This is a genomic window from Arthrobacter sp. Soil764, from assembly GCF_001428075.1.
In the GTDB taxonomy this organism is placed as follows: Bacteria; Actinomycetota; Actinomycetes; order Actinomycetales; family Micrococcaceae; genus Arthrobacter.
Window position 1 is genome coordinate 356534 of the sequence record NZ_LMSI01000019.1, and the last position, 9721, is coordinate 366254.

10 protein-coding genes are annotated in these 9721 nt (G+C 64.3%); 4 read left to right on the plus strand and 6 right to left on the minus strand.

Annotated features, from left to right (window positions below; genetic code table 11):
- Positions 1-7: 7 nt before the first annotated feature.
- The 3 genes from ASG86_RS11305 to ASG86_RS11315 form a co-directional block, all read right to left on the minus strand.
- Complete coding sequence (locus tag ASG86_RS11305; protein WP_056333944.1) at positions 8-481, minus strand: NfeD family protein; 474 nt, start codon at positions 479-481, stop codon at positions 8-10.
- A gap of 128 nt (positions 482-609) precedes the next feature.
- On the minus strand, positions 610-1491 hold the full coding sequence (locus ASG86_RS11310) for a putative RNA methyltransferase (RefSeq protein ID WP_056334040.1): 882 nt from the start codon (positions 1489-1491) through the stop codon (positions 610-612).
- Positions 1492-1561: 70 nt separating this feature from the next.
- Complete coding sequence (locus ASG86_RS11315; RefSeq protein WP_056333947.1) at positions 1562-2242, minus strand: peptide deformylase; 681 nt, start codon at positions 2240-2242, stop codon at positions 1562-1564.
- 53 nt (positions 2243-2295) lie between these two features.
- Between ASG86_RS11315 and ASG86_RS11320 the strand changes: the two genes are divergently transcribed.
- Positions 2296-2709: a nuclear transport factor 2 family protein gene (locus ASG86_RS11320; RefSeq protein WP_056333950.1), complete on the plus strand. Its 414-nt coding sequence runs from the start codon at positions 2296-2298 to the stop codon at positions 2707-2709.
- Positions 2710-2737: 28 nt separating this feature from the next.
- On the opposite strand, the gene ASG86_RS11325 is transcribed toward ASG86_RS11320, so the two are convergent.
- The 3 genes from ASG86_RS11325 to ASG86_RS11335 are packed head-to-tail and all read right to left on the minus strand — an operon-like array spanning position 2738 to position 5846.
- Positions 2738-3910 (minus strand): FAD-dependent oxidoreductase, encoded by a 1173-nt coding sequence (locus ASG86_RS11325; protein WP_056333953.1) that lies wholly within the window; start codon positions 3908-3910, stop codon positions 2738-2740.
- Between the two features lies 1 nt (position 3911).
- Complete coding sequence (locus tag ASG86_RS11330; RefSeq protein WP_056333955.1) at positions 3912-4607, minus strand: class I SAM-dependent methyltransferase; 696 nt, start codon at positions 4605-4607, stop codon at positions 3912-3914.
- 15 nt (positions 4608-4622) lie between these two features.
- The gene (locus ASG86_RS11335; protein WP_056333958.1) at positions 4623-5846 is read right to left on the minus strand and encodes a type III polyketide synthase; all 1224 of its coding nucleotides are present in this window, start codon (positions 5844-5846) and stop codon (positions 4623-4625) included.
- A gap of 517 nt (positions 5847-6363) precedes the next feature.
- Here ASG86_RS11335 and ASG86_RS11340 point away from each other — a divergent pair.
- From ASG86_RS11340 to ASG86_RS21000, 3 genes are all read left to right on the plus strand, one after another.
- Positions 6364-7470 (plus strand): tyrosine-type recombinase/integrase, encoded by a 1107-nt coding sequence (locus tag ASG86_RS11340; RefSeq protein WP_056333961.1) that lies wholly within the window; start codon positions 6364-6366, stop codon positions 7468-7470.
- Positions 7464-7802 (plus strand): helix-turn-helix domain-containing protein, encoded by a 339-nt coding sequence (locus tag ASG86_RS11345; protein WP_235565163.1) that lies wholly within the window; start codon positions 7464-7466, stop codon positions 7800-7802. Before ASG86_RS11340 ends, ASG86_RS11345 begins: the two co-directional genes overlap by 7 nt.
- Before the next feature lie 649 nt (positions 7803-8451).
- Positions 8452-9309 (plus strand): recombinase XerD, encoded by an 858-nt coding sequence (locus tag ASG86_RS21000; RefSeq protein WP_235565164.1) that lies wholly within the window; start codon positions 8452-8454, stop codon positions 9307-9309.
- The last annotated feature ends 412 nt before the right edge of the window (positions 9310-9721 follow it).

Below are 9721 nucleotides of genomic sequence, written 5' to 3' on the forward strand. Positions count from 1 at the left end.
CCAATTGTCAGGCTGTATCTGGACCGGTGACCGCCGGCGGCGGTACCGAAACCACTGCTGTTGCGCCATCGATGGCTGCCACCACCACCTTCTGGCCCGCGGGAAGGATCCCGGCCGCGGAGCGGGCGCTCCAAATATCGCCACCGATTTTCACCAGGCCCCCGTCGGAGGTCACGGCCTCCATCACCACGGCCGGCTCACCGATGAGCCGGTCCACGTTGGTTCGTTGCTCGGCCGGTCCCTTCTTCAGGTGGGCAAGAGCCACGGGCCGGACAAAGGCCACCATGAGCAGGGACACGACGCAGAAGATCACCACCTGCAGCCAGGGTTCTGCGCCGGCGAAGTCAGCGACCAGTGCGGCGAGCGATCCGCCGCCGAGCATGATGAAAAACAAGTCAAGGGTGATCATCTCGACCACTGCAAACGCCAGGAAAGCCGTGAGCCACAATGCCCACCAGTTTTCGCCAAGCCACTCGAACATCCTTGTTTCCCCCTTCGCCACGGGGGAGCCGCATCCGCGGGCCCGCCAGCAACTGTCCTTTCATCGTAGTCCGCGGACCTGCCCCGCGGGCCTGTTCACGCCGGCTCCGGGGGATAGTGGCCAAGTCGTTACGGGGCCGCATTGCGCCTGGGCCTGAACACGAAGAGCCGGAACCTTGCCTCGGCTGTTACCGGCTCCCGGGAATCTTCGAGCCGGGCGGCAATCTGTCCCAGGTCCAGGTGGTGTCCGGCCGGTCCCATGAAGGCCAGGTCTGCGGCGGCGGTACGGGTCAGCTCCAGCGGGATGTCGACGTCGAAGGTGGCGTCCAGTTCGAAATGTTCCACCATCGCGCCGGCCAGGCGCTCGTCCTTGCCCTCCTCGATACCCAGCATCCCCGTAAGGCGGGCAATGTCCCCAAGGTGTCCAGGCCGTGGTGTCACCACCACCAGCACGCCCTGGGGACGAAGGACCCGGGCAAACTCGGCAGGATTCCGCGGTGCGAAGACCACCGTGACGGCGTCCACCGAGTTCTCCGCCAACGGGAACGGCTGCCAGATGTCCCAGACCAGGTTCAGGGCTTCAGGATTGAGCCGTGCAGCCCGGCGAAGGGCGAACTTGGAGATGTCCAGGCCGATTGGGGACACCTCCCGCCCACTGGCCGCTGCGGCGTCGAGGATCCGCCGCAGATAGTGTCCGGTCCCGGTCCCCGAGTCCAGCACCACTGCACCTTCCTGCGGCAGGTTGGGCACGACGGCGTCGGCCACCGCCTGCGCCAGCGGAAGGTAGGTGCCGTTCCCCAGGAAGTTGAAGCGTGACGCCACCATCGCGGCACTGTCCGGCTCGAAGGGGCTGCCCCTGCCCACCAGGAGATTGAAATAGCCCTGCCGGGCGGCGTCGAAACTGTGGCCGTTTGGGCAAAGCAGGCGGGACTGGCGGGCAGCCGTTGCCGCGAGGTGTTCCAGCGGATGTGAGCAGACAGGGCAAAGGAGGGGGAGTTCCGCGGAAGGCATGGGAACCATTTTAGGGCGGCCGGGCTTCCCTTCCCTGTCCGCTGTCACTGCCTCCGGGGAACAGCGAAGGTCAGCCGAGCGATACGCCGGCCGGTCCGTCGTCGAAACCCAGCCCTTCCTGCGCCTTGCTGATGCCGGCTTCAGCCCAGTGCGCTGCATATTCGGCATTGCTGCTCAGGGACCGGAGCTGGGCGCGGTCCAGGTACAGGATCCCGTTGAGGTGGTCCGTCTCGTGCTGGACGATCCGTGCCTGCCACCCCGAGAACTCCCGCCGCTCCGCCGCGCCGTCGGGCGTCAGGTACTCCAGCAGCACGGCGTCCGGCCGCGCCACCACCGCCTGGAGCCCGTTGACGGACAGGCAGCCCTCATAAAACGAGGCAAGTCCGGAACCCAGCGGCGTGTACCTGGGGTTGAGGATGGCGAGGAACTCCAGCGGGCTCCGGTTCCGCAGCACCGCGGCGTCCGGATCGACGTCGAACTGGTCTTCCAGCACGGCGAGCTGCAGGGGGATGCCCAGTTGCGGGGCGGCCAGGCCCACCCCAGGGGCCTCATGCATGACCTGCCGCATGACCCCGATCAGTCGTTCCAATTCGTTGGCGGAGAGCTGGCCGTCGAACGCGGCGGCACGCCGGCGGAGCGCGGGGTGCCCGGCCTGGACAATGGGCGGGAGGGACCCGGCGGACAGGATGCGCTCAACAATCTGACGGATTTCGCCGGTGCCGGCGGTTGTTGGGGGAACAGTCTGGGTCATGGGGACAGCCTACTGGCGGACAGGTTCAGGACCCTTGAGCTAGGGTCGACTGCATGGCTGATGACTCTTTCCCGCCGGTTTCCCCGCTGGACCACGTCCTGGAATTCATCCGGGTCCTTGAGGCGGGCGGCGGAGCGGAGGATATCCGGCCGTTCCTGTCGGAATCGTTCGTGTTGACGGAGGCTCCGCACCTCCTGGCTCCCGAAGGTTCCACCCGGACGCTGGCGGGAGTGCTTGCCGGTGCAGACCAAAGCCGCGAGGTGGTGAAGGACCAGCAGTTCATCATCCGGCGGACCACCTGTGAGGGAGGCCGGGTGGTGGTGGAAGCAGACTGGTCGGCGACGGTGCTGATGGATCTGCGGTACTGGGACCGTGGCGACACCCTCCAGGCCAGGACGTCCTCGGTGTTCGAGGTGCGTGACGGTGCCATCGTGAGCCAGGACAGTTACGACTGCTATTACCGGTAGCCCTGCAACTGTGGGGCCGGACGTCAGGTTAGTGAGCCATCTGTTGCATGGTGAAGCGCCTGGCCGCCCACTGGTTCACCCTGGGGACGGCAGCGGCCGCGCCGATCGCGGCAGTGCGGACCCGAAGGAGCGGCCGGGGCAGCGGCCTGCCCAGCATCATGTTGATTTCGGCCTGCCGGCGGGATGCGGCCGCAGCCCGGCGCCGGCTCTTCTCGAACTCCCGGACCCTCGTTCCCGTGGATTCGCCCGCCAGCGCGGCACACATCACAGGGACCAGCTCCGCAGCGTCCAGCCAGCCCAGGTTCATGCCCTGCCCCCCAATGGGGCTGATCTCATGGGCCGCATCCCCCAGCAGCACAGTCCGCCCGGTCACCATCCGCCGGGCCGTCACCGCCCGGACGCTGAATGCGCTCAGCATGGAGTTGGTAGCCGAATCAGGCAGGAAGCCGGTCCGGCCGTGCACCAGTTCCGCCAGCTCCCGGGGTCCTGCTTCAGGTTGGGCCGGCCGCTCCAGCCGCACCACCCACCGGCGCACCCGGCCGGGCAGTGGAAAGGACTCGACGATCCCTTCCGGTTCGAGGAACAGGACGGCCTTGTCACCGTAGCCGCTGCCGTCGTCGAAATCCCCCATGAGGTAGTGGTCGGGGTACGCCTTGCGGTCCACTGGGACGCCCAGCGCGCCGCGAAGCAGTGACCGGGCTCCGTCTGCCGCCACCAGCAAGGCGGCGGTGGCGCTGCTGCCGTGGCTGCTTGGGATCGTGGCACCCGGGCTGGACCGGACCGTGATGGTGACCTTGTCGCCGTCGTCCATGGCTCCGGTGACGCTGGCACCCCTGATCAGCGCCCCGGGATCCAGGGCGCGGACACGGTCCTCCAGGAGTTCCTCGGTCCTGAACTGTGGCAGCGCCAGGACGAAGGGATAGTGGTCCGATACGGCGTCGAACGCCATGGTTCCCACTGTTCTCCCGCTGCTGACCGCCATGCCCGTCCTGATGCGGACGCCTTCCTGGACCAGGCCGGACGCAACCTGGATCCCGGCCAGTGCCTCCAGCGCCGGAGGATGGATGCCGATGGCGCGGGTATGCCGGTTCCGTGACCTCCGCTGTTCAAGAACCTTTACTTTTACGCCTTCCTGCAGGAGCGCGGCAGCCAGGTACAGGCCCACGGGCCCGCCCCCGGCGATCAGGACATCGGCGTCCACGTCAGCCCCGACGGTAGGTGAGGACCTGATGGAAGGCCGACGAACGCTCTACGGACCAGCCCGGGGGAGCGGCGGCCGCCAACTCGGCGGGCCTGTAGCTGCGCCGGATGGAGGTGAGGCCGTCCTCCCGGATGAAGGACTGCCGGAACGGCAGGGCGGCCACGCTGAAGAGGGCAAATGCGGCCGGGCTGCGGACCAGGTCGTTGTGCAGTACCTTCCTGGTTGCCAGGTTTTCCGAGTCCGCCAGGAGTTTCCGGAGCTCCTCCGCTCTCAGATGGTGCAGCACATGGTTGGAGATGACGACGTCGAACCGGGCACCTTCGCTGACCAGGTCACCACTGTGCGCCTTGCGGAACTCGACGCCGGCCGTGGAGGGGCGCTGCCCGGCGAAAAGGTCTGCGCGGGGATCGGGATCAATGCCCGTGATGTGCAGCGCCTTCCCGTCCCGCGCCGCCCAGCGGGCCAGCATTACGGCCAGGTCACCACCGCCGCATCCGACGTCCAGCACCGTCAACGGGCGTTGGACGGGCGTGATCATGGGTCGAAGCTCCTTAGCGTACAGTTTCCGCCAGCCGGACAGCACACGGTTGATGACACCAAACTGCCGGTACGTGTTGTCCAGGAGGCGGGCATCGCAGTCAGGGCGGTCCATCTGCTCGATGTCCGTCGTGGCGCGTTGGCGCAGCAGGAATCCCATTCGGCGGAGCCTGCCTCAGGCTACGGGCGCTTCGGCGGCAGTCCGGCTTTGGAACACCGTCAGGTCACCCTCGGCCGCCTTGTCCTCCTGGCCGCCTGTTGCCTGCCGGAGCTTGGTGAACAGGCCGGTTTCCACCGTCAGGCCCGGGCCAAAGGCCATGGAACAGATGCGTTCGTCCCCGGCAGGTCCCTCCTGCAAGGGTTGCTCCAGGATGTGCTTGAGGACGAAAAGGACCGTGGCGCTGCTCATGTTGCCGTAGTTGCGGAGGATCTCCCGTGCGGGGACCAGCTGGACGTCGCTGAGGCCAAGCCTCGACTGCACCTTGTCCAGGATGCTGCGGCCGCCGGGATGGATGGCCCAGTGGGGGATTGCCGTGTAGGGGAGCGCCGCCAGTTCCGGTTCCGTTTCGAGAAGGGGCTCCAGGGCGCCGACAATGTGGTCATCGATAATGTGGGGAACGTAGTTTCCGAGAATCATCTCGAAGCCGTTGTCGCCGATGTTCCATGCCATGGAATCCTCACCGACAGGCGTCAGGACCGTCTCGAAGTGGTCCAGTTTCATCAGCGCGTTTTCTTCCGCACCTTGGCGCGCAGTCACGACGGCGGCGGCGGCACCGTCGGCGAACAGCGCCGAGCCCATGATGGTGTCCGGGTCGTTGGAGGTGCGTACATGGAGGGAGCACAGCTCGGCGCAGACAACCAGGACGACGGCGTTGGGGTCAGCCTCGCAAAAGAGTTTCGCCGCACGCAGCGCTGGAAAGGCCGCGTAGCAGCCCATGAAGCCCAGGTGGTAGCGCTGGACTGCGGGGTTGAGGCCGAGTTCGCGGACCAGCTTGTAGTCGGGGCCAGGATTGAAGAAACCGGTGCAGGAGACCGTCACGAGGTGAGTTATGTCAAGTAAATCGAGTTCCGGGGCTGCCCGCAGGGCAGCGCGGGCGGCCTCCACGAACAGCTTGGTGGCCTCGCTGGCAAAGATATCGTTGCGCACTTTGGTGCTGGGGTTCAGTAGCAGCCCGGTTTCCTGGTCGTAGAACTGCGGGTTTTCCGAGCGGGACGTGTTGGTGAGTTCCTGCACGGCGGTGAACCTTGTCTCGATTGCTGCACCGTCAAAACAGGTATTGACCAGCCGTGAACCCAAACGGGTCAGTCCCGGCTGGGCCGCAAACACATCACGGGCTTCGGACTGGACGAGCTTTGTCCCCGGAACTGCAGTTTCAAGTGAGCGCACATAGACCGTCATTGGTTCATTCTTGACGGGCGCCAGAACAAAGACAATGGGTTTGCGGCTTTGACCAGCGCTTTTGCAGAGGCGTTTCCTGGTCACCGGGGCGGCTGGATGCGACCCCAACCCTAGGCCGCTCCAAAGAGCCGATAATCTACATTATGTCAAGTAGCAGTCTGCGTATTGCATCAGATGAATCAATCGTCCCGATCCCCCGGATCGGCAAGGAGTTCTCTAACTCCGTTGAGATTGCGCGGAATTTGCAGCCAACTAGCAGTCTGCGTATTGCATCAGATGAATCAATCGTCCCGATCCCCCGGATCGGCAAGGAGTTCTCTAACTCCGTTGAGATTGCGCGGAATTTGCAGCCAGTCGGACTTGATGTACAGCTAGCCAGGCGCTCCTGACGGTTGCAACGCCCAACCTTAAAGCGGCCGAGACAAGCATCTGACCTGCGGTTTTGTGCTGATGATGCATTTAATGAATCATTGATTCAGGATTTGAGCACAAACTTTGACGGATCTGTGGGGTGAGAATGGCGGTCGACGCGTCCGGGCGTGTGCTGCAGCTGAGTGCTGTTCAGCTGCTGCATCCCGAGGAACAGATGCTTGAGGACATGCTGACCGGGTGGCGCAACCAGCAGCTCTCCAGGAACCTCCAATTCGACACGATCGACAAGGGAATCGCGAGTGTCCGCAGGTTCGTTAACCACGTGAACGAGTTCCCGTGGAACTGGGCACCGGAGCATGTCGAGGAGTATTTCGGCGACCTCCGCTCGATCCACCAGCTGAAGCACTCCACTGTCCGCGGTTACCAGTCCACGCTCCGCCGGTTCACGTCATACGTGTCGAACCCCGACTACGGCTGGGACCAGGTCTGCGAACAGCGCTTCGGCACACACCCGTCCCAGGTCTTCTTTGACTGGAACACCGCCTCCCACACACAGGAGTACGAAGGACGCGCCTCCAAGCGGCCGTTCACAAAGACGGAACTGCAGATGCTGTTCGATCACGCCGACGACCAGGTCGAACTCGTCGCCGCCTCAGGCAAGAAAGGCTGGCAGGCAGCCTACCGGGACGCCGTCATGCTGAAAGTCGCCTACTCATACGGGCTCAGATTCAACGAGCTCCGGCACCTGCAAACCATCGACTTTGCGGCCAACCCCCAAGCTCGAAGGTTCGGCAAGGCAGGCGTCTGCAAGGTCCGGTTCGGCAAATCACGCAAGGGCTCCCCCCACAAACCCCGCAGCGTCCTGACGGTCTTCGACTGGACCGCCGGCGTTCTCGAAGACTGGCTCGCCAACGGACGAGGCACGCTCGACACCCTGGACCTGTTCCCCAGCGAACGCGGCGGCCTAATCTGTGAATCCACCCTGCTGCGCCGGCTCCGGCGCTACCTCAACGAGCTGAGCCTGCCAATGGATGGCCTGGACCTGCATTCGCTCCGGCGCTCCTATGCAACGCACCTGCTGGAGGACGGATGGGATCCTAGATTCGTGCAACATCAGATGGGCCACGAACACGCCTCCACCACCGGGATCTACCAGTTCGTCAGCGACGACTTCCGCAACACGACTCTCAGGGCGGCCCTGGACCGCACCATGGATGAGGTCCTGGGCGTGCAGATGCGAGGTCAATGGTGAAACGCGACGTCGAATACAAATGGCGCCTCTCTGAGCTCATGGCAGCACGGGGACTGCACAACACCACCGACCTCATCCCCCTGCTGGCCGAGCGCGGGATCACCTTGTCCCGGCCACAGGTTTACCGGCTCGTCAATCAGAAACCCGAACGCGTCGCACTGCAGGTCATCGCGGCGATCTGCGACATCTTCTCCTGCGGACCCGAGGACCTCATCACCGTTACAGCCGCCGACGTCCGCGCCCGTAAAACCGGAACCAGCGCCCCCAACGTCGTCGACCTGAACCGCACCGTCAGACCCCGACGGGCACGCATCATCGACAATGATCACTGACAAACCCCAAGGCCTCAGCCCCCGCAGCACCAGCCGCGGCCGGCCACGGACCACCGGAACGGCAACCTGCGCCCGCTGCGGCCGGGCCGCCGGCCGAACACGCGCCACCTGGCCCGAAGGCCGAATCTGCGGCCCCTGCTTCACCACCGCCACCCGCACCCACGGGACCTGTCCGGAGTGCGGCCAGCACAGACTTCTACCCGGACCACCGGACACTAGCGGAGGGCCCCGCTGCGCGCCCTGCGCCGGCATCCTCCACGACTTCCACTGCACCCGCTGCAATGTTGAAGGTGAGTTCTACCGACGCGGTATCTGCGCCCGATGCGCCCTCCGGGAGGACCTCAACGGACTACTGCTCACGCACCTTGCCGAGCCGGACACTGCCGGCAAAATCGTCGATGTCCTCTGCAAAGCAGACCGGCCCGAAAGCATCATCACGTGGAAACGCTCCCCCAAAGTCCAAGCACTCCTGGCCTCTCTGTCATGCGGGGAAACTCCCCTGACGCATGAAGGACTCGATGCCGCGGCTAAGTCAGCGAACCGCGAAGCCAATCACCTGCGCGCCCTGTTCATTCATCACGGACTCCTCCCCTACCAAGACCCGTATCTGGCCCGGTTCGAAACCTGGATTGACGACAAGCTCCGCCACTTGCCCGAGGAGGTCGCCAAACCCGTCGCACAGTTCGCCACCTGGCATCACCTCCGGCGCATCCGGTCCATCACAACACCGGAGAAGAGCGCCCAAGCCCCGGTCCACTCCGCCAAGCAAGAGATCACCGAAACCATCAAGTTTCTGGACTGGCTCTGGGAAACCCACCAGCGGACAGCGGCGAACTGCACCCAACAAGACATCGAAACCTGGCTCGCAACCGGTCCCACGACCAGAAAAGCCATCCGCACCTTCATCGTCTTCATCAAGAACACCGGCACAAACCACCGCGTGGACATGGGCCACTACACAGCCAAGACCCGCCCCGCGATCACCCAGGACCAGCGCGTGGCCTGGCTCCGGGAACTGCTTACAGGCACCAGCGAGTCCCTGACCTACCGAGTCGCCGGCATCCTGCTGCTTCTCTACGCCCAGCCGCTCGTTCGGGTCGCCAAACTCCGGACCGACGCTATCGAAACCAATGAAAGCACCGGGAACATGCGGATCAGCTTCGGCCCGCACCCAGTGCCCATTCCCGAACCCTTCGCCGACTTGCTTAGAGAGCACCTTAAAGGCCGTCCGAATCTCAGAACAGGATCAGACGCACAAAGCCCTTGGCTCTTCCCGGGGACCCGGGCCGGACAACCACTTCACCCAAACGGCATCATGGATAGGCTCCGAAGCTTGGGCATCGATCTTCAGGGCGCACGAAACACGGCCCTCGACGAACACCTCCTGGCCTCACCACCGCCACTGGTCGCCGACGCCCTTGGCTATAGCCACCAAGTAGCCTTCCTCCACGCCGACGCAGCAGGCGACGCCTGGTCCCGCTACGTGGATCTAAGGGCCAAGCCCTGACCCCTTTGATCAACGGTCACTGCCGGGGTTCCTGACACTGCCGGCCCAGCGTATGGTCATTGCAACCTGCTAGATTCCATCGCGGACACTTACCGCAGAACGGGGCTGCAAATGGCACCTTTCGCTCCCAGCTACGGAGGAGTGGGACTCGACCCTGCACTCGTTGTGGTCTTCTCCGCGGTTCTGCTACTAATTCTGGGAATTACCGCGTTTGTGATCATGAGGCGACGTCAGAAGTAGTTGGTGGTGTGTTCATCGGACACATGAATGAACCGCAATTTTCAGAACCTGCCAAACCTACGACGCGGGAACGTTGTTCTATCGGGCCGTCCCCGCCTGGATCTAACTCATGCGCCCACTCGTCGCTGCAGTCTAGGAATACGTCCACTCTGAATCCGCAGGGATGCCAGTA